We start from the raw sequence: 21,272 nt of genomic DNA, 5'->3' as shown, positions 1-21,272 counted from the left end.
GGCATTGCCGCCCGGCGTCTGTTGAAGAGCCATGGAAAAAACCGCCACGTCCCCACCGGAACAGGTCGCCACGCCACGCCGCGCGCCGAGCCAGCAGCGCAGCCGTGAACGGGTCGAGCGCATGCTCGCCGCCGCCTCGGCGCTGATTGCGGAGCAAGGCAGCGATGCCATGCGCATGGGCGAGGTGGCGGAGCGGGCTGGGGTGTCGATCGGCTCGCTCTACCAGTTCTTCCCCGACAAGCGGGCGATCGTCTGGGCGCTGGCCGAGCGCTACACCGCCGAAAGCCAGGCCTGCATTTCAGCCGCGCTCAAGGACGTCGGCGACGCCGAGGGCCTTCGGCGGGCGTTCTCGGAACTGGTGGGCATTTATTACCACCTGTTCCTGGCGGAGCCGGTGATGCGCGATATCTGGTCGGGCACGCAGGCCGACAAAGCGCTGCGCGAACTGGAGCTCGCCGACAGCCGTGCGAACGCCGAATTTCTCACTGCGACGCTCAAACGCCTGCGGCCCGATGCCGATGCCGTCGCGCTGGAAACGACGGCGTTTCTCGTCTGGCAGATGGGCGAGGCCGCCATGCGGCTGGCGATCTCGGTCGAGCGGAAGGAGGGCGACAGGCTGGTCGCCGCCTACAAGCGCATGGCGCTCAGGGAATTGCTTGCGGAATAGGATGCTCTCACCCTCCCCTCGTGGGGAGGGTCGCTGCGAAGCAGCGGGGTGGGGGCAGCGCCGACCCACCCGACCTTCGGTCCGACCTCCCACACGGGACCGACAAGGGGGAGGTGGAGGCAAGCGCCAGCGTGAAGGGACGTGCATTGGCCAACAAAAAACCCGCCACGAGGACGGGTTCTCTGGTCAGCGAAAAGCTGATGGGGCCTAGAGGCCGAAACCTTCGAAGCGCTTCTTGAACTTCGACAGGCGGCCGCCGCGGTCGAGCAGGGTCTGCTGGCCGCCGGTCCAGGCCGGGTGCGTGGTCGGGTCGATGTCGAGGTTCATCGTATCGCCTTCCTTGCCCCAGGTCGAACGGGTCATGTACTCGGTGCCGTCGGTCATGACGACCTTGATGGTGTGGTAGTCGGGATGGATATCGGTCTTCATGGCTCGGTTCCTGGTTTGCCGGGTGCGGCTGACGGGCTGAAAGCCTGCGTCGATGCGCCCCTTTTTAAAACTCGAAGCCGCAGCTATTGAGGAGCCACGGCTTCTAAAACGGTCGGCGAGCCTATACATCAGCCGGAATTGAATCACAAGGCCGCGGCAAGCGCATATTGAGGCGCATAGCTGAAGGCGGCCAAGAGGAAAGACCAGGATGGCGCAAACCAGCAGCGCAGACGAGCGCCGGCGCTCGCTCAAGCCGCTCAGGCGCCTGTTTCCCTACATCGGCCGCTACCGCACATTGGTGGCGGGCGCCGTCATCTCGCTGATCGTCGCGGCGGTGACGACGCTGGCGCTGCCGCTGGCGGTACGGCGCATGATCGATCATGGTTTCACGCCGTCCGGTTCCTCCTTCATCGCCGAATATTTCGCCGCGCTGGTGGCGATGGCCGCGCTGCTGGCGGCGGCATCGGCGGGCCGCTACTATTTCGTCATCACGCTCGGCGAGCGCGTCGTCGCCGATATCAGGCGCGATGTCTTTGCCCATGTGACGAAACTGTCGCCGGCCTTCTTCGACACTGCCCAGTCGGGCGAGATCGTGTCGCGGCTCGCCGCCGATACCACGCAGGTCAAATCGGCGGTCGGGGCGACCGCTTCGGTGGCGCTGCGCAATGTCATCCTTGGCCTCGGCGCGGTCGCGATGATGGTTTTCACCAGCCCGAAACTGTCCGGGCTGGTCATCGCAGCCATTCCAATCATCGTGCTGCCGCTGGTCGCCTTCGGCCGCTCGGTGCGGCGCAAGTCAAGGCAGGCGCAGGACACGCTGGCCGATGCCACCGCCTATGCCAGCGAGCAGATCGGCGCGGTGCGCACATTGCAGGCCTTCACCAATGAGACGCTGGTCACCGGGCGTTTTTCGGGTGCCGTCGAGGCCGCCTTCGAGGCCGCGCGCGCCTCGATCTTCGCGCGCTCGTTCCTCACCTTCTTCGCCATCTTCACGATTTTCTCCTCGGTCGTGGCGGTGCTGTGGTTCGGCTCGCGCGACGTGCTCGACGGCAATCTGTCGCCGGGCACGCTAGGCCAGTTCCTGCTCTATTCGGTATTCGCCGCCGGTGCGCTCGGCGCGCTATCGGAGGTCTGGGGCGAATTGGCCCAGGCAGCAGGTGCCGCCGAACGGCTGACCGAAATCCTCGCCGAGGAGCCGGCGATCGTGGCGCCTGCCAATCCCAGGCCGCTGCCGGTGGCGAGCAAGGGAGCGATCAGCTTCGAGGCCGTGTCCTTTTCCTACCCGGCCCGGCCCGACCGCGCCGCCGTCCACGGCCTGAGCTTCTCGGTCAAGCCTGGCGAGACGGTGGCGATCGTCGGTCCCTCGGGAGCGGGCAAGAGCACGGTGTTCTCGCTGATCCTGCGCTTCTACGATCCGGAGACCGGCAGGATCCTGATCGACGGCGTCGACATCCGCGAAGCCGACCCCCTTTCGATACGGCAGCGCATCGCCATCGTGCCGCAGGACGTCACCATCTTCGCGGCCAGCGCGCGCGACAATATCGGCTTCGGCCGGCCGGGCGCCAGCGAGTCAGAGATCGAAGCGGCGGCAAAGGACGCGCTGGCCGACGAATTCATCCTCAAGCTCGAGAAGGGCTATGACAGCCAGGTCGGCGAGCGCGGCGTGACGCTGTCGGGCGGGCAACGCCAGCGGGTGGCGATCGCCCGCGCCATCCTGCGCGACGCGCCGATTCTGTTGCTCGACGAGGCGACCTCGGCACTCGACGCCGAAAGCGAGACGCTGGTGCAAATGGCGCTGGAGCGGCTGATGCGGGGCCGCACCACGATCGTCATCGCGCACCGCCTGGCGACGGTGCTGAAGGCCGACCGCATCCTGGTGATGGATGGCGGCCGCATCGTCGAGGAAGGCACGCATCAGAGCCTGGTGACCAAGGGCGGCATCTATGCCCGGCTGGCCAAGCTGCAGTTCGAGACCGGCGCCAGCGCCTTCAGGGGCGCGGCTGAGTAGCGGCGACGCTGGGCGTGCTCACGCGGCTCCATACCGTTTGCGCAGGTGGTCGGTGAAATAGACGGCATTGAGCTTTTCACCGGTGGCGCGTTCGAGCAGGTCGGGCGTCGACCAGCGCGATCCGTGCGACCATATGTTCTTGCGGCGCCAATCGTTGATGGCACCGAAATTCCCCATGGCAAGATCGTCATCGGCCGACGGATGCTCCCGCGTCAGCGCCGCCCATTGCTGCGCCGCCATTATCGCGCCCAGCGTGTAGGAGGGAAAGTAGCCAAAGGCGGCAGCAGGCCAATGCACGTCCTGCATCGGCCCGTCCGCGGGGTTGTCGATGGTTGAGAGGCCGAGATAGTCGCGCATCCTGGCGTCCCAGGCCTCGGGCAGTTCGGCCACCTCGAGCCTGCCGGAGACGAGCTCCTGCTCCAGTTCATAGCGCAGGATGACATGCAGCGGATACGTCACCTCGTCGGCATCGACACGGATCAGGCCGCGCTCGACATGGTGGACATGCGGCAGGATGTCGTCGAGCGACCAGATTTCGCCGAGATGCTTTTCCACGACCGGCAATGCCCAACGCCAGAAGGCGGGATTGCGCCCGATCTGCTTTTCAACGAACAGACTCTGGCTTTCATGCACGGCCATGCCGCGCGCCTTGCCGAGCGGCCAGTGCGACCAGGCCTTCGGCAGGTTCTGCTCGTAGAGTGCGTGGCCGGTCTCGTGCAGCACGCCCATCAGCGCCGACAAGAAATCGGAAGTCTTGTAGCGGGTGGTGATGCGCACGTCGCTCGGCACACCGCCACAGAACGGATGGTGCGACACCGACAGCGAGCCGTGCGTCAGGTCGAAGCCGACCGCCGCCATCATGGCAAGGCCGAGTTCACGCTGCCTGTCGATCGCGTAGCTGCCCGCAAGCGGCTTCAGCGGATGCTTGCGCAGCCGCGCTTCCTGCGCCGCCAGCGCTTCCGGCACGAACCCCTTGAGGAAAGCCTTCAAGTCGGCGAACACCGGGGTGATGTCGGCGGTGCGGTTGCCGGGGTCGTATTGCTCCATCAGCGCGTCGTAGGGGGCGAGGCCGAGGATGTCGGCGCGCAGGGCCGCCTCTTCGCGCACCAGCGCCACCACGCCTTCAAGCGCCGGCAGGAAGCCCGCCCAGTCGTTCTTGGCCCGCAGGTCGCGCCACAGCTGCTCGCAGCGCATGCGGGCGGTCGTCTGGCGTTCGACGAATTCGACCGGCAGGCAGGTCAGGTTGGTGTATTGCCGCCGCAGTTCGGCCAGCGCCGCCCGCTGTTCATCGTCAAGCGCCTCGCCTTCGGCGGCGGCGATCCAGTCCGCTATTTCCGGCGCGGTCGCCCTGGTGTGGTACATGCCGGCAAGTGCCGCCATGGCCTCGGCGCGCTTCTCGCCGCCACCGACGGCCATGTGGGTCGCTTCATCGGCGCCGAGGATGGCCAGCGCGTGCTCCAGGGCTTCGAGCTTGTGGCCGAGGTCATCGAGTTTTTGAAAGGACATGGCGGCTTCCGTGATTGGGAAGGGCGAAAAAGATACCAACGCCGGCGCGTTTGCAACCCTCACGCGCCGTCCGGCAGATGCGCCTTGCGCTGGCGAGCCGACGCGTGAAATGCTGCCCGACGATACATCACGAGGGAATACGATGATCGGCAACATCCTGGTCGGGCTGGTGGCTTTGATCCATGTCTATATCGTCTATCTGGAGATGGTGCTCTGGGATACGCCGCGCGGGCACAAGGCATTCCGGCTGACGCCGGAATTCGCCAGCGCCTCGAAGGTGCTTGCCGCCAATCAGGGTCTCTATAACGGCTTTCTCGCCGCCGGCCTGATCTGGGCCCTCTACCTCGGCACGGCCGGTTTCCAGGTCAAGGTTTTCTTCCTGCTCTGCGTGGCCGTTGCCGGGCTCTACGGGGCGGCAACGGTCGGTCGCAAGATCCTGTTCGTGCAGGCCGCGCCGGCAGCGGCTGCCTTGGTAGCGGTCTGGCTCGGCTGGTGAGGAAAAGAGGCGCCTGCGGGATTGGGTCCCGTAGACGCCAGGTGGTCCCTTCCTTTTGGGCCGCGATCAGAATGGCCTCAGCCGTTCGGATAGTTCCCGCCGTCGGCGCCGTCGCCCATCAGGAAACCGCTACCGATGTCGACCCTCAGCCGCTGGTCGACATTGTCGAGACGGCGCAGCAGGTCATGATATTGTGCGGCCGGTATCCTGCCGTGATCCGACGAGGCTATCTTCTCCGCCGCCTGACCTATGCGAGCGGTGCGCATCTCCAGGCGCTCCGCCGCGGCCGGGGTGATGTTGTTGGCCTGTCTGGCGGTGATTATGCCCTGATGCACGCCTTGAACCTGTTCAATGAGAGCCTCGACACGCGGGCCGGTCATGTCGGTTGGGTCGGTCGCGTCGAGCGCGCCCTTGTGGTGACCCGCGGCGTAGGCGCCGGCAAGCGGGGCGGCGACAAGAATCGCGGCAAGGGTTGCAGTCTTGAGAGATGCTGAAGAGCGCATGACGGCGCCTCCTTTTGCTGCGGAAAAGAACGGCTCTGCCGTTCCGCTTCCGGACGATGCGGGCCGTCCAGTTCCGTCGCGTCGCGATGGGAGGCATCGCCGGCGGTTCTCGGCCCTGCGCAGCACGCTAGGAGCGCTTTGCGGCGAAGTGTAATTAAAAAAAGATAATCTTTTCAGGCCTTGCCGGTGCACAACTGCGCCCTAGAGTTGAGCCGGCGAACAAATTCGCGTGAGATCGCGTGATGATGGATCACCGTTCGGTGAGCTTCAGTTCGATCCGGCGGTTCTTGTTGCGCGCCTCTTCGGTGTCGGCGGGATCGAGCGGCTGGAACTCGCCGAAGCCGGCGGCGACCAGCCGGTTGGCCGGCACGCCGTTCTCGATCAGGAACTTCACCACGGAAGTGGAGCGCGCCGTCGACAGCTCCCAATTGTCGCGATACCGACCGGTGCCGGACAGCGGCTTGTTGTCGGTATGGCCGTCGACGCGCAGCACCCAGTTGATCTCCGGGGGAATCTCCTTCTGCAACTCGATGATGGCGTCGGCAAGTTTCTTCATCTCGACCTTGCCGGCATCGTTGATCACCTCCGAGCCGGTCGGAAACAACACTTCCGACTGGAAGACGAAGCGGTCGCCGACTATGCGGATGTTCTCGCGGTCGGCGAGGATTTCGCGCAGGCGGCCGAAGAAGTCGGAGCGGTAGCGGTTGAGTTCCTGCACGCGCTGCGCCAGCGCCACGTTGAGGCGGCGGCCAAGGTCGGCGATCTTGGTGTTGGAATCCCGGTCGCGGGCCTCGGAGACGTTGAGCGCGTCCTCGAGCGCGCCGATCTGCTTGCGCAAGGCCGCGATCTGCTGATTGAGGATCTCGACCTGGCTCAGCGCCTGCTGGCTGATCTGGCGCTGGCTGTCGAGCTCGCCCGTCAGCGCCGCCGCGCGCTGGTTGGCCGCATCACCGGCGCCCGCACCTTGCGCCAGCAGCTGCTGGAGCCGGCTCTTCTCCGCTTCGGCCGCCGACAGCGATGCCTGCAGATTGGCGAGCGAATCCTCCTTGTCCTGTGTCGTGGAACGCTCCAGCGCCAGAAGCTGCGTCAGTTCGTTGATCTGCGAATTGAGACGCGACAGCACGGCGTCCTTGCCGGAGATTTCGCGGCCGAGCAGGAACTGCGCCAGCACGAAGACGGTGAGCAGGAACATGATGGCCAGAAGCAGCGTCGACAACGCGTCGACGAAGCCCGGCCAATAGTCGATGCGGCGGTCGGCGCGCCGGCTCCTGGCGAGCGCCATGCTAGTGCACCCCGGTCTTCTTCAGGGCGTCGGCGATCTTTTCCAGCGTGTTGCGCATCGCCTTTTGTTCATCCGACTGTGCTTCGACCCAGTCGCGCATGATCTGCTGCTCGGAGCGCATGTTCTTGACCAGGCCGGAAATGCCGTCGGCGAGATTGGCCATGGCGGTGGCGACGCGCGGATTGGAGCCGCCGCCATTCTCCTGCATGCTGCGCAGCCGCTCCGACAGCAGGCGGATTTCATCGGAAGGCTCGGTCCGGACCGCGTCGGAGACGACGATGTCGGACGACAGGTCGGTGACCGAGGACAGCCAGTTCTCCAGTTCGGTGTAGAAGCGCGTCTGCGCGCGGCCGGCCTGCAGGTCGAGGAAACCGAGAACGAGCGAGCCGGACAGGCCGAACAGCGAGGACGAGAAGGCCGTGCCCATGCCGGCGAGCGGCGCCGACAGCCCTTGCTTCAGCGAATCCAGCACAGCGGCGGCATCGCCCGTGCCGGGATCGAGCGACTCGATGGTCTCGCGGATGGAGCCGATCGTGTTCAGCAGGCCCCAGAAGGTGCCGAGCAGGCCAAGGAACACCAGGAGGCCGACGAGGTAGCGCGAGGTGTCGCGGCTTTCATCGAGCCGCGTGGCGATGGAGTCGAGCATGGTGCGCATCGAGCTGGTCGAAAACGCCATGCTCGACGAGCGGCCGATCATCGCCTTCATCGGCGCCAGCAGCACCGGTTCGGTGATCTCGGAACCGGCGCGGAAGGAGTTGACCCAGCGCACTTCGCGAAACAGCCGCCCGACCTGGACGAAGGCCAAAAGGATGCCGACGGCAAGCACGCCGATGATCAGGCCGTTGAGCCCGGGATTGGTGACGAAGGCGGTCGAGATCTGCCGTGTCAGGATCGCTGCGATGAAGGCGACGATGGCCAGGAAGATGACCATGGTCAGGAGAAAGACCTGCGGGCTCGACAATTTGTGTGGATCGTAGATCAGCACGTCGGAGCGCCTGCCCATGCCGAAGGATCTGAGAAAAGCCATCCGTGCCCCGTTTCCGATGCCGCTGCCGCCGATCACGTCGTCGGCGACTCTAAACGGAATTGTGACCAAATTGAATGGTGCTTGGCAATATTGCCGCCAGCAGTTTCAGAGACGGTTGATGACCAGGCAATCGACCATCGCCGCCAGATGCAGGCCTGCGCCGGTGACCACGAAACCATGCCACAGCGCGTTGTGGAAGCGCAGCCCCTTCCAGGCGAAGAAGATCACGCCGCAGGAATAGACGACGCCGCCGGCGACGATGAGCACGATCGCCGTCGTCGGCAAGGTAGCGACGAGCGGCTCGACCAGGACGATGCCGCTCCAGCCGATGGCGAGATAGAAGACGATCGCCAGCCGGTCGAAGCGGCCGGGGAAAAACACCTTTATGGCGATGCCGATAATGGCCGCGGTCCAGACCAGGACGATCATCCAGCCGGCCAGCGCCGAGCCGTCGAGCTGCGCGAGAAAGGGCGTGTAGGTGGCGGCGATGAGCAGATAGATCGCAGCGTGGTCGAAACGCCGCAAAATCCATTTCACCGGCGAAGTCACCGGCCATAGATTGTAGGTCAGCGACACCGAGAGCACGGTGAGCAGCGACACGACATAGAAGGCGGCGGCGATGTATTCGCCCGGTCCGACCCGAAAGGCGGCCAGCGCCAGCAGCGCCGAACCGGCCGCGATCGCCAGCACGATGCCGACGGCATGGACGATGCCGTCGGCGATCATCTCGGCACGCGAATAGTGCCATCGTCCGACAAAGGGGATCTCGATCTGCGGCGGCGTCTTGATCATCATCGTCCTGCGTCAACCCTATCTGGGCAAGCGCCGGACAGTATTTCAAGCTTTGTTTGCCGTTTTGCGACTGCGGCGCTTCAGCGCGGCGGGGATTTGATATTACTCCGCGCTTATTCCTGCTTCAGCGGGCAGCGAGCGGCTTTTTCACGGCCTTCAGGAGGGCGCGCTGGATGATCTCGTTGCCGGCGACGACCGAACCGTTGTCGAGCATGTCCTGGCCGCCGTCCATGTCGGAGGCGAACCCTCCTGCTTCACGGATCAGCAACAGGCCGGCTGCGATGTCCCAGGGCGACAGGCCGACTTCCCAGAATCCGTCCATGCGGCCGGCGGCGACGTAAGCGAGATCGAGCGAGGCCGAACCCAGGCGCCGGACGCCGGAAACCTCGGCCATGACATTGCGTAATTCGATCAGGAAATTGCCATGCTGGCCACGCCCCAGATGCGGCACCCCGCAGCCGATGACGGTGTCGATGAGCTTGGTGCGGCCGGCGACACGCAGGCGGCGGTCGTTCATGAAGGCGCCGCCGCCGCGCTCGGTCGTATAGAGCTCGTCCATGGCCGGATTGTAGATCACGCCGGCCACGATCTGGCCCTGGCGCTCGAGCGCGATCGAGACAGCGAAAAGCGGAATGCCGTGCAGGAAATTGGTGGTGCCGTCGAGCGGATCGACGATCCAGCGGTGCTGGCTGTCATCGCCGGCGATCGTGCCGCGCTCTTCCATCAGGAAGCCGTAACCGGGCCGCGCCTTCGACAGTTCGGCAAAGACAATATCCTCGGCCTTGCGGTCGGCCTGGCTGACATAGTCGCCCGGTCCCTTCATCGAGACCTGCAGGTTCTGGACCTCGCCGAAATCGCGCGACAGCGAGCGGCCGGCCTTCATTGCGGCCTGGACCATGACGTTGAGAAGGGCTGAGCGTGCCATCGTAACTCTTCCTGCTGCCCGCGCTTTAACCTTTGTCCTGATGCATGTCGGTGACCCGAAACCTGGGCCACCTCTGGGCGACATGCATCAGTCGGCGCGGCGCATATAAGTGATTTCATTGGTGTCGACGACGATGCGTTCCCCCGCGCCGATGAAGGGCGGCACCAGCACGCGAATGCCGTTTTCCAGCACCGCCGGCTTGTAGGAAGAGGCCGCCGTCTGGCCCCTTACCACTGGGTCCGCTTCGGTGATGGTCAGCGTTACCTGGTCGGGGAGCGAAATGCCGATAGGCCTTTCCTCGTAGAGCTGGACCGTCACCATCATGCCGTCCTGCAGGAAAGCGGCGCGGTCTCCGACGAAGTCCTTCGCCAGCTCGAGCTGCTCGTAGCTCTCGGTGTCCATGAACACCAGGGCGTCGCCCTGCTCGTAGAGGAAGGAAAAATCCTTGAGATCGAGCCGGATCTGCTCGACCGTCTCTGCCGAACGGAAGCGCTCGTTCAGCTTTGTGCCGTTGATGAGGTTCTTCAGTTCGACCTGGTTATAGGCGCCGCCCTTGCCCGGCTTGACCGTGTTGGTCTTGACGGCCACCCACAGGCCGCCATCGTGCTCGATGACGTAGCCGGGACGGATTTCGTTGCCGTTGATCTTGGCCATGATGATGTGATCCGGGAATGAGATGTTCGCAAGACAGCGATTTCGGGCCTCCAAGACCACAAATCGCCCGAAGAGGCAAGCTGGCGCTGATCGGGTGTCCCGTGGCGGCGGCTCAATCGAAGCGCACGATGGTGCCGCGTTGCGGCGTCTTGTCCTGCGAGAGATCGAGCATGACCTCGTCGACATAGCACCAGCCCCACGTCTCGGGCGGGTCGTAGGCCTCGATGACCGGATGGCCGGTCGCCCGGTAGTGGCCGGTGGCGTGACGGTTCGGAGAACTGTCGCAGCAGCCGACATGGCCGCAGGTGCGGCACAGCCGCAGATGCACCCACCAGGAACCCGTCTTCAGGCACTCCTCGCAACCTTCGGCGCTTGGCGTTACCTCGAGGATGAAGCTGCCATGCGTGCATCGTTTGTCGGGCGAAGCCATTTCATTGCCTCCTTGGAGAAGCGATGCCGCGATATAAACCCTCAACCGCTCTCATCGAAACCGCGGCGACCGCTTCGGTAATGATATCGAAGACTTTTGCCAGCCGACGGATCTGCGACGACCGCATGATAGCCATCTGCATGGAAAGATCGAGGTCACTTGCCTCGACGAGCATCGCGCGATGACTTCCGCTGGATTTCCGCTGATCGCGTCAGGGCAGGCGGTTTGCCTTCTGCAGTGCCTGCTTGGTCTGGTCGTCGCTCAATCCTTGCAGGAAATCGTCCATCTCGGGGTCGATGAGGCCGGCGCGGCGGGCGACGATGTACCAGGCGCCGGCAAGCACGAGGTCCGGCTCGGTGCCGATGCCTTGCATATAGAGTTTCGCCAGGCGGTTCTGGGCGGCGACATTGCCGCCTTCGGCGGCCTGCTTCATCCAGCCGAAGGCGGATTTCAAATCACGCCCGCCGCCGCGGCCCTCGATCATCCAGGTGGCGAGGTCGAGTTGCGCGGTGTCATAGTTTTGCCGCGCGGCCTGAGCCAGCAGGCGCCGGGCCTGGGCGTCGTCGCGCGATTTGCCGCCGACGCCGTTGGCATAGATCTGTGACATCGCATACTGGGCGTCGGCGAGGCCGGTCGCCGCGGCGCGCTCGTAATAGGTCACGGCCTTGGCGATGCCGGCGTCGCCGGGGTCCTGCTGGACCAGCATCTGCGCGAAATTGAATTGTGCCAGCCGGTTGCCCGCTTCGGCGGCGGCCTGCATCAGCGCATAGGCTTCCTTTTCGTCCTTTTTGACGTAGCGGCCGTCGAGCAGCATCAGCGCATATTGGAACTGCGATTCCGGCACCCCTTGCTCGGCGGCGGCTGCGTACCATTTCGCCGCTTCGGCCGCATTGAGGGGCACGCCCAGTCCGCGCGACAGGATCTCGGCCACCAGCGTCTGCGCCGCCGGGTCGCCGTTTTGCGCCCGCACCAGCGCGAGGTTGTAGGCGGTCTTGTAGAGTCCGCGCTGGAAAGCCCCGTAGGCCGCATCCGCCGGCTTGGCGCCGAAGCGGTCGGGATTGATCGCGTCGGCCGAAGGCAATGGCGCTGGCTCGGCGGTGGTGGCGGGCTGCGGCAACTGCTTTTCGATCGGCTTGTCGGTATGCACGCCGGCATCCGGCTTAGGGTGCGGCGAAGGAATCGTTTCGGCGGCAGCGGCCTGGATCATGACCGCAGCAAGCAGGGCCTGAAGGGGAAGCCTTGCCGAAGACACGTCAGTCCTCGAAACGCGGTGCGGTTTCGTCGAGCAGCGCATTGGCCCGCGCGATCGCCGCCTTGGGATCGACGCCGTCGGCGAACACCGCACTCGACAGGGCGACGAACTCGGCGCCCGTATCTGCGACGGTTTCGATCGAAGCGAGCTCCGATCCGGCCATGACAATGCAGGGGATCTGAATCATCTGCGCCCACCATTGTCCCAGCGCCAGGTTGCGCGGATGCGGATCGGGCTTGTTGTCGTAGCCGAAGCGGCCGAAGAAAATATAGTCGGGCCTGACTTCGCCGAGTTCGAGCGCGTCATCACGTGTCTTGGCGCCGCCGGCGCCGACCATCATTTTTGCCTGGAAATGCTCGACCGTCTCGGCGAGCTCGGCCTTGGAGACCTCGACATGAATGCCGTCGGCCTGGACACGCCCGGCGATGCGCGTATCGCCGGCAATGACGAACGCGATGCCGGCCGCCTGTGCCGCCGGTACGATTTCGGCGGCGAAGGCCTGGAAGGAAGCTTCGTCCATGTCGTTCTGCGGCAGGATGAGCGAGGCGACGTCGCCGCCCTCGAAGGCCGAGACGATACGGGCGGCCGGCACGCCAGATGGCGCGATCAGCACGATGCGGCAGCGATTGGGGGGCGTTGCGTCGTTCATGGTCTTCGATCCCGGGTTTCGCCTATGCCGGGCGAAGATGGTTGGATTGCGGCATAGAGCAAAGTGCCCGCTTTGAACAGGCGGGCAGGCGGGATCACTATTTTTGAGCGCCGAAGCGCCGGCGATTGGCGTTACTCGATCGGTTGCGCACCTGCCGCGGCAGGCCTTGGCTTCCACAATGTCCAGCCGAGATTCATGCCGGCGGCCGCGATCAGGATGGCGGCGGCGCCGACGAGTTGGCTGAGATGCAGGCGATGGCCGAATGCCGTGACGTCGACCAGGATCGCAACGATCGGGTAGATGAAGGACAGCGACCCCTGCAGGTGCGTCGGCAGCTTCTGGATGGCGCCGTACATCAGGATGTACATCAGACCGGTGTGGACGATGCCGAGCGTCGCCAGCATGGCCCAGCTCCTTGCGTCGGTCGGAAGATGCGAGAGATTGGCGAAGGGCGCCAGCATCAACACGCCGACGCAGACCTGGACGAGCGCGATGAGATGCGGCGGCGTGCCCTTGAGCTTTTTGGTGACGATGGCGGCGACGGCCCAGAAGAAGGCAGCGGCCAGCGCCATGACGATGCCGGCGAAATAGTTGGTGCCGATATCGCCGGCGTCAGGGGCGGCCTCGACGATCAGCACCATGCCGGCGAAGGCGATTGCCAGCCAAGTCAATTTCGTCAGGGTCAGCCGCTCGCCGAAGAAGAGCGCGCCGAAGCCGACCAGCATGAAAGGCTGGGTATTGTAGACAGCGGTGGCGATCGAGATCGACGCGCGCGAGAATGCGCTGAACAGCAGCAGCCAGTTGACGACGATGGCGGCGCCACCGAGGGCCGCGATGGCGAAAACGCGAAGCGACAGCCTGTTGCGCAACAGGCCGAGGCCGACGCAGATGAAGAGCAGCGTCACCGCGCCGAAAGCGCAGCGCCAGAACACCACATCCATGATAGGCTGGCCGGACAGGACGACGAACCATCCGATCGTTCCCAGAATCGCCATTGCGGCGGACATTTCGATCGTCCCACGTGCTGTATCGCTCACGACAAATCTCCAGATCGTTGCTTGTGCATAATCTCATGCTGATCCTGAGCTTTCCACCCAGCGAGAAAGGTGACATGCTGGTTTTGCCTATTAAAAATAGGCAAATACCCGGAAATCCTGAGAATGTGAAATGCTTGACGATCTCGACCGACGTCTCCTCGAAATCCTGGTGAAGGATGCGCGGACTTCACTGAAGGAGCTGGCCGGCCAGGTCGGGCTGTCATCGCCGAGCGTTTCGGAGCGGCTGAGGCGGCTCGAGGAGCGCGGGGTTATCAGGGCTTTCACCGTCGAGATCGACCCGCTGGCGCTCGGCTATACATTGCAGGCGATCGTGCGCATCAAGCCGCTGCCGGGCAAGCTGCACATCGTCCAGAAGCTGATCGAGGAGATCGCCGAATTCGGCGAATGCGACAAGGTGACGGGGGACGACTGCTTCGTCGCCAGGCTGTTCGTGCGTTCGATCGCCGACCTCGACGGTATCCTTGATCGCATCGCCGACAAGGCCGAGACCAGCACCGCCATCATCAAGGCGCAGCCGATCCGGCGGCGGCCGCCACCGCTCGGCGCATGACCGGTCCGCGTTTCTTGACTCTGCTTGGCGGTGGTGGAAATGCGTGGCGGCTCCGCCAGTCAGGCATATGAACAACGAGGAAAGAACATGGCGCAGAATGTCTATGATCAGCCGGATTTCTTCGCAGGCTACAGCCAACTCGGCCGGTCCGTCGAAGGGCTGGACGGCGCCGCCGAGTGGCCGGCGCTGCGCGCGATGCTTCCCGACGTCAGCGGCTTGCGAATCGTCGATCTCGGTTGCGGTTTCGGCTGGTTCTGCCGCTGGGCTCTTGAACACGGGGCCAAGGAGGTTCTGGGTCTCGACCTGTCGGAAAAGATGCTCGCCCGGGCGCGTGCCGCCGGCCCGAATGCCGGCATCGTCTACGAACGCGCCGATCTCGATGAACTCAGCCTGCCGCGGACGGCTTTCGATCTCGCCTACAGCTCGCTTGCCCTGCACTATGTCAGCGATGCCGCGCGGCTGTTCCAGACCGTGCACCAGTCCCTGGTCCCCGGCGGGCATTTCGTCTTCTCGACGGAGCATCCGATCTATATGGCGCCGACCGATCCCGGCTGGTCTGTCGATGCCGAAGGTCGCAAGACATGGCCCGTCGACCGGTATCTGGTGGAAGGACCGCGCAAGACGGACTGGCTGGCCAAGGGAGTTGTGAAACATCACCGCACCATCGGCACCACGCTCAACACGCTCATCCGGTGCGGCTTCACCATCGAGCATGTCGAGGAATTCCGTCCGACGGACGCGCAGATCGCGGCCAAGCCCGAACTGGCGGAAGAGCTCGAGCGGCCGATGTTCCTGCTGGTCTCGGCCCGGCGATAGATCAGAGCAGAATGGGCAGGGCTTGCTGTGGCGACGCCCACATTGCTGTCGCTCCGCTCGGGAATCTGGGCTATTCAGGCGTTGACGCGCTTTCCCTCCAGACCAGTCCCTCCTCCATGTCAGGCCTGCTTTCCGATCCGTGGTTCTATGCGGCCGCCGCCCCGGCGGTCATTCTGGTCGGCCTGTCCAAGGGCGGATTTGGCGGCGCCGTCGGTTTCGTCGGGGTGCCGCTGATGGCGCTGACCATGCCGCCGGTGCAGGCGGCGGCCATCCTGCTGCCCATCCTGTGCCTGATGGACATCGTTTCGGTATGGACATGGTGGGGCGTCTATAACAGGAAGATGCTGGTCGACATGATGCCCGGCGCGATGATCGGCATCGGTCTCGGTTGGCTGACGGCCGCACTGGTCACCGAGGAGGCCGTGCGGCTGATCGTCGGCGCCGTCGCCATCATTTTCGTGCTGCGCTGGCTCTATCTGAAGTACCGCCACGGCGCCGACCATGCGGCGCAGCCCAACCGCGTCACCGCGGCCCTCTGGGGCACGGTCGCCGGCTTCACCAGCTTCGTCGCCCATGTCGGCGGCCCGCCCTTTCAGGTTTACGCGCTGCCGATCCGGCTCGACCCGAAGGTGTTGTCCGGCACGGCGGCGATCTTCTTTGCCGCCACCAACGCGCTGAAGCTCGTTCCCTATTTCGCGCTCGGCCAGTTCGACAGCACCAATCTGACCGCGTCGGCGGTGCTGATGCCGCTGGCGCCGCTATCCACCATCGCCGGCGCCTGGCTGGTGCGCCGCATGCGTCCGGAGATCTTCTATCCCTTCACCTATGCGACGGTGGCCGTCGTCGCGGTGAAGCTTCTGTGGGACGGGATCGCCGGCCTGATGTAGCCGGGACCGTTTTCGCCTGCCTCAGGCGACGCTCGGCACCATGCGCCTTGTTCGGCCGAGCGCCAGGGTGGCACCAGCCGCCAACACAAGCCCCATGGCGGCAAGGACCGTGAAGTCGTCGATGGTCGGCTTCAGCACCATGTCGGCGATGATGATCAGCATTACCGCATAGTCGAAGCGCGCCGCCCGCAAGATGCGCTGGCCAGAGGCAAGGGCGGCCGGCGTCACGCCATCCCTGGCGATCATCGCGCCCATGTGGTCGGCGCTCGGCTTGAAGACGAACATGCCGATTGAAAAGGTGGTGGCGTAGCCGGCAAGGCCGATCAGGATCCACAGTTGCGAGAAGCCGACCCAGAACCAGCACATGATTAGCCCGAAGGCCAATGTCAGCATCGACATCGGCGCGAAGAAGCGGTTTCCCAATTCGCCCGTAGCCCGCATTGCCTGCAGCGTTCCCTGGATGTTTCCCGACCGATCGGCGAGCGTCGCCAGCACCATCAGCGCGAAACCGCCGCCGACCCATAGGGTCGCCGAAAGAATGTGCAGCAATTTAACGATCGAATACCAGTCCATGCTTCTCCCCGGCGCCTGATGTAGCGGAAGGAGCGAATCCTCGCCTGCCGCTTCGATGGCCAAGCGTTTATCGCCGCGCCTGTTTCGGAACGATGTCGTGAAAAAACCAGTTCTGTTTCAAGTGCCGGCTAACGTAAGGAGCCACTGATATTGCGAGCGCGCCATTCGGTTTTCTGCTATTATGAGGGGCGTCCGGGGGCGCGACATCGTCCAGAAACAGTGCCGATGCTAGTGCGCCCGCGCCGGGAGCCCGGTGGCGAGAGCAATCGCCTGACGATCAACCCTTTCCCGAACACGGGAAAGGCAACTCGGGGGAAAGATATGCAAGGGGTAGCACGGAATTTCTTCACGCTGGCCGTTATCTATGCGCTGTGCGGCATGGCGCTCGGCCTGTACATGGCGATCAGCCAGGACCATGGCCAGATGCCGACCCACGCCCATACGATGGTCGCTGGCTGGCTGATGTCGGCGGTCTTCGCCTTCTTCTATCACCTGTTTCCGGCGGTCGGACAGAAGACGGCTGCCGTCGTTCACTTCTGGCTGACCGCAATCAGCGGCATCGGCCTTTTGATCGGGCTCTACTTCCTGCTTGGCGGCGATGCCGCGATCGAACCGCTGGTGGCGGCGTCTTCGATGGGTTTCTACGCGGCCTTGCTGCTGTTTGCCTTCATTGCCTTGCCGGCGGTTTGGAAAACGGCCTGAGCCGAGGCTCGGCACATCCTTCAGGAACTGTGCTGTTACGGCACAGTGGCGCGGGGTTCGCTCAAAAAACATCGGCGCCGTTAAGGGTTCATTAAGCTTTACAGGCGTTTACTATGCGCATCCAGTGATCTGGATTCTTACCGAGTGGTTGGAGCCACTTTGTTTGACGCCTCCCTGTTAAACTCCTGAGAGCCGCCTTATCCGCGGCTCTTTTTTTGTCCGCTTTCCAGCGACACGGTCCGCACCGGATCACGTTAACCTTCTGTTAAACATGTGCTTGCCTTCACCCCGGACGAGGCGCATTTTCAAGCTTCAGTTATGTAGGGTTCCGGGTGTATCGGCAGTAAGCCGAATCGGCCGGTTGCAAGTGCAGGGGCGTATCGATGAACGAGCCTTCGAAGGGCAGCGCGAAAACCGTCAAGCTGGCGGAACGTCGGGTCTTTTCGCACTCCTTCAAACCGCTCTACCAGGAAGGCATGGGGCTAGTCGAACAGGCGGCGGAGTATCTCGACGGCAAGGGCCGGGCCGAGGCCAAGAAGCTGTCGCGGCTGGCGGCCACGCTTTATGCGGCCGAATCGATGCGGCTGACCACAAGGCTGATGCAGGTCGCCTCGTGGCTGCTTCTGCAGCGCGCCGCGAATTCCGGCGAGATGACCCGCGACCAGGTCGCGTCGGAAAAGTCCAAGGTGCGCCTCGACACCGCCTCCGCCCATGACGAGGCGGCCGGCTGGGCCGAACTGCCCAAGGATTTCCTCGACCTCGTCAACCGGTCGCTGCGCCTGCAGGCACTGGTGCGCCGCATGGACGAGGAGATCTACGGCGCCGGTGCGGTGGTCGACATGCAGCCCTTGAGCCGCCGGCCCAATCCGGTCTCGGACCAGATCAGCCTGCTCAACACGGCTTTCGCCCGCAACTAGGGGGTTCGGAGCATTTCTGGCTCGGCGGGCTGCTGTTTCCGGTTTGTTCACATTTCGCTGGCATCGCTGTCTCCGGGAGGTAGAGTAACCGGATGGGGGACGCGATTCGCATCATCGGTATCGATCCGGGGCTCAGGCGCACCGGCTGGGGCATTGTCGAAAGCCTCGGCAATTCGCTGCGCTTCGTCGCGTCCGGCACGGTGCGTTCCGAAGACAAGGCGGCGCTGGCGACGCGGCTGTGCCAGCTGCATGACGGGTTGGCTGAAATCCTGCATACGGCCATGCCGCATGAGGCGGCCGTCGAACAGACCTTCGTCAACAAGGATGCGGTGGCGACGCTGAAGCTTGGCCAGGCGCGCGGCATAGCCATGCTGGTGCCGGCACGCGCCGGCCTGGTCGTTGCCGAATATGCACCCAATGCCGTCAAGAAGGCGGTGATCGGCGTCGGCCATGGCGACAAGAAGCAGATCCACATGATGGTGAAGGTGCTGCTGCCGAAAGCGACCTTCGACACCGAACATGCCGCCGACGCGCTCGCCATAGCCATTTGCCATGCGCATCACCGGCAAAGCGTCGCCTATCGGATGGCACTTGCCGGTTGACGATGTTCTTGACTTGTTCCCTTGTCTGTCGTAGGTAATACTTTGAGGTATTACCATGCGCGTCACCACCAAAGGCCAAGTCACGATCCCCAAACAGATAAGGGATCACCTGGGTATCCGCCCGGGCTCCGAGGTGGAATTCGTGGCCACCGATGAGGGTGCTCGGCTTGTGGCCGTCAACGAGAATCTCCCCGAGGAGGAGAAATTGCGCAGGTTCAGTAATGTCCTTGACCGGATGGAGGGGACGTTGGATCTGGGTGGCATGACGACCGACGAGTATATGGAGTGGCTGAGGGGGCCGCGTGAAGATCTCGACGTTGATTGACACAAATGTCCTGATCGACGTTTGGGGGCCGGCCGGACCGCTGACAAAATGGTCGGCGTCTGCAACCGCCTCATGCCGCCGCGACGGCGACTTGGTGGTCAATACGATCATCTGGTCTGAACTGGCGCCGCTGATCGCCTCGGAGGCAGCGCTTCGAAAAGCGGTCGACATGCTCGAGATCGATCGCGAGTTTCTGCCCTGGGATGCGGCCTTCCTTGCAGGTGTGACGCATTCCCGTTATCGCCGTGCTGGTGGAATCCGCGAACGAACCTTGCCGGACTTCTTTATTGGCGCTCATGCGACCGTTGCCGGACATCGTCTTTTGACGCGCGACGCCGCGCGTTATCGCAGTTATTTCCCGGACCTTGACATCATTTCTCCTGAAACGCACCCATGAGGGCCTATCTTCCATGAAAGATTTGGCATGATCGGCAAGCTCAAGGGTATGCTCGACGAGATCGACGAGGATCATTGCCTGGTCGACGTGCATGGCGTCGGCTACGTCGCCTACTGCTCGGCGCGCACGCTTGCCGCGCTGCCTTCGCCCGGCGAAGCGGTGGTGCTGTTCATCGAGACCTATGTGCGCGAGGACATGATCCGGCTCTACGGCTTCCAGTCGGTGCTGGAGCGCGAATGGTTCCGGCTGTTGATGAGCAATGTGCAGGGCGTCGGCGCCAAGGTGGCGCTGGCCATCCTGTCGACACTGGCGCCGGCCGACCTTGCCAACGCGATCGCGTTGCGCGACATCGCCATGGTTTCCCGGGCGCCGGGCGTCGGCAAGAAGGTGGCCGAGCGCATCGTTACCGAATTGAAAAACAAGGCGCCGGCCTATGCCGGTGCCGCGTCGGGCACGATCGGCTTGAAGCAGGAGCTCGGCGAAGGCGTGGCAGCCGCGCCGATCACAGACGCGGTCTCGGCCCTAGTCAATCTCGGCTATTCCCGCGACACCGCCGCCAATGCGGTGGCGGCGGCACTGAAGACGGCGGGCGAGGAGGCGGACGCGTCGAAGCTGATTCGCTTCGGGCTCAAGGAACTGGCGCGATGAGCGCACGCTTGTCCGGTTCCCGGCCATATGCAAGGAAGGCGGCATGAGCCTTGCCCCCCGTCTGATCGCTCCGGAAAAACGTGGCGAGGATGCCGACCAGAGTTTGCGGCCGCAGACGCTTGACGATTTCGTCGGCCAGGCGGCGGTGCGGGCCAACCTCAAAGTGTTCATCGAGGCCGCCAAGGGGCGCAAGGAAGCGCTCGATCATGTGCTGTTCGTCGGGCCGCCAGGTCTAGGCAAGACGACGCTGGCGCAGATCATGGCGCGCGAGCTCGGCGTCAACTTCCGCTCAACCTCCGGACCGGTCATCGCCAAAGCCGGCGATCTCGCCGCACTCTTGACCAATCTCGAAGAAGGCGACGTCCTGTTCATCGACGAGATCCACAGGCTGAATCCTGCGGTGGAAGAGATCCTCTATCCGGCGATGGAGGATTTCCAGCTCGACCTGATCATCGGCGAGGGGCCGGCGGCGCGCTCGGTCAAGATCGACCTTGCCCGTTTCACCCTGGTCGCCGCCACCACGCGGCTCGGCCTGCTCACCAATCCGCTGCGCGACCGCTTCGGCATCCCGGTGCGGCTCAACTTCTACACGGTCGAGGAACTGGAGCAGATCGTGCGGCGCGGCGCACGCATCCTGCAAATGCCGCTCGGCGATGACGGCGCGCTGGAGATCGCGCGGCGCGCGCGAGGCACGCCGCGCATCGCCGGCCGGCTGTTGCGGCGCGTGCGCGATTTCGCTTCGGTCGCCGGCGATGGTCATGTGAACCGCTTGATCGCCGACGAGGCCTTGACCCGGCTGGAGGTCGACGCGCTCGGCCTCGATGCGCTCGACCGCCGGTATCTTTCGATGATCGCGCGCAATTTCGGCGGCGGGCCGGTCGGCATCGAGACGATCGCCGCCGGCCTGTCCGAGCCGCGCGATGCCATCGAGGACATCATCGAGCCCTATCTCATCCAGCAGGGTTTCATCCAGCGCACGCCGCGCGGCCGCGTGCTGACGGCCAATGCCTGGCGCCATCTCGGCCTCGACGCGCCGAAGGACCTGGCGCAACAGCAGATCAATTTGTTTCAGGAAGAATAGCGGCCCCCGGCGGCGGCGTTCGGGCCGGCGATCAAGCGTTCGCAACCGCTTTGCGGCGTGCGACCGGAGATCTTGCTGATCGATCCCGGCGGTGTG

27 protein-coding genes are annotated in these 21,272 nt (G+C 64.1%); 13 read left to right on the top strand and 14 right to left on the bottom strand.

Annotation, left to right across the window (positions count from 1 at the left end; all coding sequences use genetic code 11):
- The first annotated feature begins 31 nt into the window (after positions 1-31).
- Complete coding sequence (locus FJ490_RS07675; RefSeq protein WP_140729302.1) at positions 32-667, top strand: TetR/AcrR family transcriptional regulator; 636 nt, start codon at positions 32-34, stop codon at positions 665-667.
- 207 nt (positions 668-874) lie between these two features.
- On the opposite strand, the gene rpmE is transcribed toward FJ490_RS07675, so the two are convergent.
- Positions 875-1,096, bottom strand: coding sequence for a 50S ribosomal protein L31 (rpmE, locus tag FJ490_RS07670; RefSeq protein WP_006327661.1), 222 nt, complete (start codon positions 1,094-1,096; stop codon positions 875-877).
- Between the two features lie 208 nt (positions 1,097-1,304).
- On the opposite strand from rpmE, the gene FJ490_RS07665 reads away from it, so the two are divergent.
- Positions 1,305-3,104, top strand: coding sequence for an ABC transporter transmembrane domain-containing protein (locus FJ490_RS07665; RefSeq protein WP_140493152.1), 1,800 nt, complete (start codon positions 1,305-1,307; stop codon positions 3,102-3,104).
- 18 nt (positions 3,105-3,122) lie between these two features.
- On the opposite strand, the gene FJ490_RS07660 is transcribed toward FJ490_RS07665, so the two are convergent.
- Positions 3,123-4,610 carry a carboxypeptidase M32 gene (locus FJ490_RS07660; RefSeq protein ID WP_140525040.1) on the bottom strand — a complete coding sequence of 496 codons (1,488 nt, stop codon included), beginning with the start codon at positions 4,608-4,610 and terminating at the stop codon, positions 3,123-3,125.
- Between the two features lie 142 nt (positions 4,611-4,752).
- Between FJ490_RS07660 and FJ490_RS07655 the strand changes: the two genes are divergently transcribed.
- Complete coding sequence (locus FJ490_RS07655) at positions 4,753-5,106, top strand: DUF1304 domain-containing protein (protein ID WP_140493158.1); 354 nt, start codon at positions 4,753-4,755, stop codon at positions 5,104-5,106.
- 77 nt (positions 5,107-5,183) lie between these two features.
- On the opposite strand, the gene FJ490_RS07650 is transcribed toward FJ490_RS07655, so the two are convergent.
- The 11 genes from FJ490_RS07650 to FJ490_RS07605 all read right to left on the bottom strand — a co-directional run bounded on the left by FJ490_RS07650 (position 5,184) and on the right by FJ490_RS07605 (position 13,657).
- On the bottom strand, positions 5,184-5,609 hold the full coding sequence (locus tag FJ490_RS07650; protein WP_140493161.1) for a hypothetical protein: 426 nt from the start codon (positions 5,607-5,609) through the stop codon (positions 5,184-5,186).
- Positions 5,610-5,859: 250 nt separating this feature from the next.
- Complete coding sequence (locus FJ490_RS07645; protein ID WP_140493164.1) at positions 5,860-6,891, bottom strand: peptidoglycan -binding protein; 1,032 nt, start codon at positions 6,889-6,891, stop codon at positions 5,860-5,862.
- 1 nt (position 6,892) lies between these two features.
- Positions 6,893-7,918: a MotA/TolQ/ExbB proton channel family protein gene (locus FJ490_RS07640; RefSeq protein ID WP_140493167.1), complete on the bottom strand. Its 1,026-nt coding sequence runs from the start codon at positions 7,916-7,918 to the stop codon at positions 6,893-6,895.
- Positions 7,919-8,023: 105 nt separating this feature from the next.
- On the bottom strand, positions 8,024-8,710 hold the full coding sequence (locus tag FJ490_RS07635; protein ID WP_140493526.1) for a hemolysin III family protein: 687 nt from the start codon (positions 8,708-8,710) through the stop codon (positions 8,024-8,026).
- Between the two features lie 124 nt (positions 8,711-8,834).
- Positions 8,835-9,635: an inositol monophosphatase family protein gene (locus tag FJ490_RS07630; RefSeq protein WP_140493170.1), complete on the bottom strand. Its 801-nt coding sequence runs from the start codon at positions 9,633-9,635 to the stop codon at positions 8,835-8,837.
- A gap of 87 nt (positions 9,636-9,722) precedes the next feature.
- The gene (efp, locus tag FJ490_RS07625) at positions 9,723-10,289 is read right to left on the bottom strand and encodes an elongation factor P (RefSeq protein ID WP_140493174.1); all 567 of its coding nucleotides are present in this window, start codon (positions 10,287-10,289) and stop codon (positions 9,723-9,725) included.
- A 112-nt stretch (positions 10,290-10,401) separates the two neighbouring features.
- Positions 10,402-10,719 (bottom strand): UBP-type zinc finger domain-containing protein, encoded by a 318-nt coding sequence (locus tag FJ490_RS07620; protein ID WP_140729301.1) that lies wholly within the window; start codon positions 10,717-10,719, stop codon positions 10,402-10,404.
- Between the two features lies 1 nt (position 10,720).
- Positions 10,721-10,894, bottom strand: a complete 174-nt coding sequence (locus FJ490_RS32625; RefSeq protein ID WP_181165380.1) for a hypothetical protein — start codon at positions 10,892-10,894, stop codon at positions 10,721-10,723.
- Positions 10,895-10,930: 36 nt separating this feature from the next.
- Entirely contained in the window at positions 10,931-11,971 is a 1,041-nt protein-coding gene (locus FJ490_RS07615; protein WP_140517548.1) for a tetratricopeptide repeat protein, read from the bottom strand.
- 1 nt (position 11,972) lies between these two features.
- Entirely contained in the window at positions 11,973-12,620 is a 648-nt protein-coding gene (locus FJ490_RS07610; protein WP_140729300.1) for a thiamine phosphate synthase, read from the bottom strand.
- Positions 12,621-12,751: 131 nt separating this feature from the next.
- Complete coding sequence (locus tag FJ490_RS07605) at positions 12,752-13,657, bottom strand: DMT family transporter (protein WP_140729299.1); 906 nt, start codon at positions 13,655-13,657, stop codon at positions 12,752-12,754.
- Positions 13,658-13,787: 130 nt separating this feature from the next.
- On the opposite strand from FJ490_RS07605, the gene FJ490_RS07600 reads away from it, so the two are divergent.
- The 3 genes from FJ490_RS07600 to FJ490_RS07590 all read left to right on the top strand — a co-directional run bounded on the left by FJ490_RS07600 (position 13,788) and on the right by FJ490_RS07590 (position 15,931).
- Positions 13,788-14,228, top strand: coding sequence for an Lrp/AsnC family transcriptional regulator (locus tag FJ490_RS07600; RefSeq protein WP_140493190.1), 441 nt, complete (start codon positions 13,788-13,790; stop codon positions 14,226-14,228).
- Between the two features lie 87 nt (positions 14,229-14,315).
- Positions 14,316-15,044, top strand: coding sequence for a class I SAM-dependent methyltransferase (locus tag FJ490_RS07595; RefSeq protein ID WP_140729298.1), 729 nt, complete (start codon positions 14,316-14,318; stop codon positions 15,042-15,044).
- 116 nt (positions 15,045-15,160) lie between these two features.
- Complete coding sequence (locus tag FJ490_RS07590; protein WP_140729297.1) at positions 15,161-15,931, top strand: sulfite exporter TauE/SafE family protein; 771 nt, start codon at positions 15,161-15,163, stop codon at positions 15,929-15,931.
- Between the two features lie 21 nt (positions 15,932-15,952).
- Here FJ490_RS07590 and FJ490_RS07585 read toward each other — a convergent pair whose 3' ends face one another.
- The gene (locus FJ490_RS07585) at positions 15,953-16,504 is read right to left on the bottom strand and encodes a DUF2269 family protein (RefSeq protein WP_140729296.1); all 552 of its coding nucleotides are present in this window, start codon (positions 16,502-16,504) and stop codon (positions 15,953-15,955) included.
- Positions 16,505-16,825: 321 nt separating this feature from the next.
- On the opposite strand from FJ490_RS07585, the gene FJ490_RS07580 reads away from it, so the two are divergent.
- From FJ490_RS07580 to ruvB, 7 genes are all read left to right on the top strand, one after another.
- Positions 16,826-17,206: a cbb3-type cytochrome c oxidase subunit I gene (locus tag FJ490_RS07580; RefSeq protein WP_140729295.1), complete on the top strand. Its 381-nt coding sequence runs from the start codon at positions 16,826-16,828 to the stop codon at positions 17,204-17,206.
- 383 nt (positions 17,207-17,589) lie between these two features.
- A complete protein-coding gene (locus FJ490_RS07575; protein WP_140525047.1) occupies positions 17,590-18,123 on the top strand; it encodes a DUF1465 family protein in 534 nt (177 codons plus the stop codon).
- 92 nt (positions 18,124-18,215) lie between these two features.
- Positions 18,216-18,725: a crossover junction endodeoxyribonuclease RuvC gene (gene ruvC / locus FJ490_RS07570; protein ID WP_140628015.1), complete on the top strand. Its 510-nt coding sequence runs from the start codon at positions 18,216-18,218 to the stop codon at positions 18,723-18,725.
- 55 nt (positions 18,726-18,780) lie between these two features.
- Positions 18,781-19,050, top strand: coding sequence for an AbrB/MazE/SpoVT family DNA-binding domain-containing protein (locus tag FJ490_RS07565; RefSeq protein ID WP_140493211.1), 270 nt, complete (start codon positions 18,781-18,783; stop codon positions 19,048-19,050).
- Positions 19,028-19,447 carry a type II toxin-antitoxin system VapC family toxin gene (locus tag FJ490_RS07560; RefSeq protein WP_140729294.1) on the top strand — a complete coding sequence of 140 codons (420 nt, stop codon included), beginning with the start codon at positions 19,028-19,030 and terminating at the stop codon, positions 19,445-19,447. The genes FJ490_RS07565 and FJ490_RS07560 overlap by 23 nt, the downstream gene beginning before the upstream one ends.
- A 27-nt stretch (positions 19,448-19,474) precedes the next feature.
- On the top strand, positions 19,475-20,095 hold the full coding sequence (ruvA, locus tag FJ490_RS07555) for a Holliday junction branch migration protein RuvA (protein ID WP_140566844.1): 621 nt from the start codon (positions 19,475-19,477) through the stop codon (positions 20,093-20,095).
- A gap of 43 nt (positions 20,096-20,138) precedes the next feature.
- The gene (gene ruvB, locus FJ490_RS07550; protein WP_140628012.1) at positions 20,139-21,176 is read left to right on the top strand and encodes a Holliday junction branch migration DNA helicase RuvB; all 1,038 of its coding nucleotides are present in this window, start codon (positions 20,139-20,141) and stop codon (positions 21,174-21,176) included.
- The last annotated feature ends 96 nt before the right edge of the window (positions 21,177-21,272 follow it).

This window comes from Mesorhizobium sp. B2-5-11, from assembly GCF_006440835.1.
Lineage (GTDB): Bacteria > Pseudomonadota > Alphaproteobacteria > Rhizobiales > Rhizobiaceae > Mesorhizobium.
This window is presented reverse-complemented; position numbering and strand designations above follow the sequence as displayed.

Coding starts and splice junctions, on each gene's coding strand:
- FJ490_RS07630 (WP_140493170.1), bottom strand. CDS start 9,635: ATGGCACGCTCAGCCCTTCTCAACGTCATGGTCCAGGCCGCAATGAAG.
- ruvA (WP_140566844.1), top strand. CDS start 19,475: ATGATCGGCAAGCTCAAGGGTATGCTCGACGAGATCGACGAGGATCAT.
- FJ490_RS07675 (WP_140729302.1), top strand. CDS start 32: ATGGAAAAAACCGCCACGTCCCCACCGGAACAGGTCGCCACGCCACGC.
- FJ490_RS07640 (WP_140493167.1), bottom strand. CDS start 7,918: ATGGCTTTTCTCAGATCCTTCGGCATGGGCAGGCGCTCCGACGTGCTG.
- FJ490_RS07660 (WP_140525040.1), bottom strand. CDS start 4,610: ATGTCCTTTCAAAAACTCGATGACCTCGGCCACAAGCTCGAAGCCCTG.
- FJ490_RS07590 (WP_140729297.1), top strand. CDS start 15,161: ATGTCAGGCCTGCTTTCCGATCCGTGGTTCTATGCGGCCGCCGCCCCG.
- FJ490_RS07650 (WP_140493161.1), bottom strand. CDS start 5,609: ATGCGCTCTTCAGCATCTCTCAAGACTGCAACCCTTGCCGCGATTCTT.
- FJ490_RS07665 (WP_140493152.1), top strand. CDS start 1,305: ATGGCGCAAACCAGCAGCGCAGACGAGCGCCGGCGCTCGCTCAAGCCG.
- FJ490_RS07620 (WP_140729301.1), bottom strand. CDS start 10,719: ATGGCTTCGCCCGACAAACGATGCACGCATGGCAGCTTCATCCTCGAG.
- FJ490_RS32625 (WP_181165380.1), bottom strand. CDS start 10,894: ATGCTCGTCGAGGCAAGTGACCTCGATCTTTCCATGCAGATGGCTATC.
- FJ490_RS07610 (WP_140729300.1), bottom strand. CDS start 12,620: ATGAACGACGCAACGCCCCCCAATCGCTGCCGCATCGTGCTGATCGCG.
- FJ490_RS07595 (WP_140729298.1), top strand. CDS start 14,316: ATGGCGCAGAATGTCTATGATCAGCCGGATTTCTTCGCAGGCTACAGC.
- FJ490_RS07645 (WP_140493164.1), bottom strand. CDS start 6,891: ATGGCGCTCGCCAGGAGCCGGCGCGCCGACCGCCGCATCGACTATTGG.
- rpmE (WP_006327661.1), bottom strand. CDS start 1,096: ATGAAGACCGATATCCATCCCGACTACCACACCATCAAGGTCGTCATG.
- FJ490_RS07575 (WP_140525047.1), top strand. CDS start 17,590: ATGAACGAGCCTTCGAAGGGCAGCGCGAAAACCGTCAAGCTGGCGGAA.
- FJ490_RS07600 (WP_140493190.1), top strand. CDS start 13,788: ATGCTTGACGATCTCGACCGACGTCTCCTCGAAATCCTGGTGAAGGAT.
- FJ490_RS07635 (WP_140493526.1), bottom strand. CDS start 8,710: ATGATCAAGACGCCGCCGCAGATCGAGATCCCCTTTGTCGGACGATGG.
- ruvB (WP_140628012.1), top strand. CDS start 20,139: ATGAGCCTTGCCCCCCGTCTGATCGCTCCGGAAAAACGTGGCGAGGAT.
- ruvC (WP_140628015.1), top strand. CDS start 18,216: ATGGGGGACGCGATTCGCATCATCGGTATCGATCCGGGGCTCAGGCGC.
- FJ490_RS07580 (WP_140729295.1), top strand. CDS start 16,826: ATGCAAGGGGTAGCACGGAATTTCTTCACGCTGGCCGTTATCTATGCG.
- FJ490_RS07565 (WP_140493211.1), top strand. CDS start 18,781: ATGCGCGTCACCACCAAAGGCCAAGTCACGATCCCCAAACAGATAAGG.
- efp (WP_140493174.1), bottom strand. CDS start 10,289: ATGGCCAAGATCAACGGCAACGAAATCCGTCCCGGCTACGTCATCGAG.
- FJ490_RS07655 (WP_140493158.1), top strand. CDS start 4,753: ATGATCGGCAACATCCTGGTCGGGCTGGTGGCTTTGATCCATGTCTAT.
- FJ490_RS07585 (WP_140729296.1), bottom strand. CDS start 16,504: ATGGACTGGTATTCGATCGTTAAATTGCTGCACATTCTTTCGGCGACC.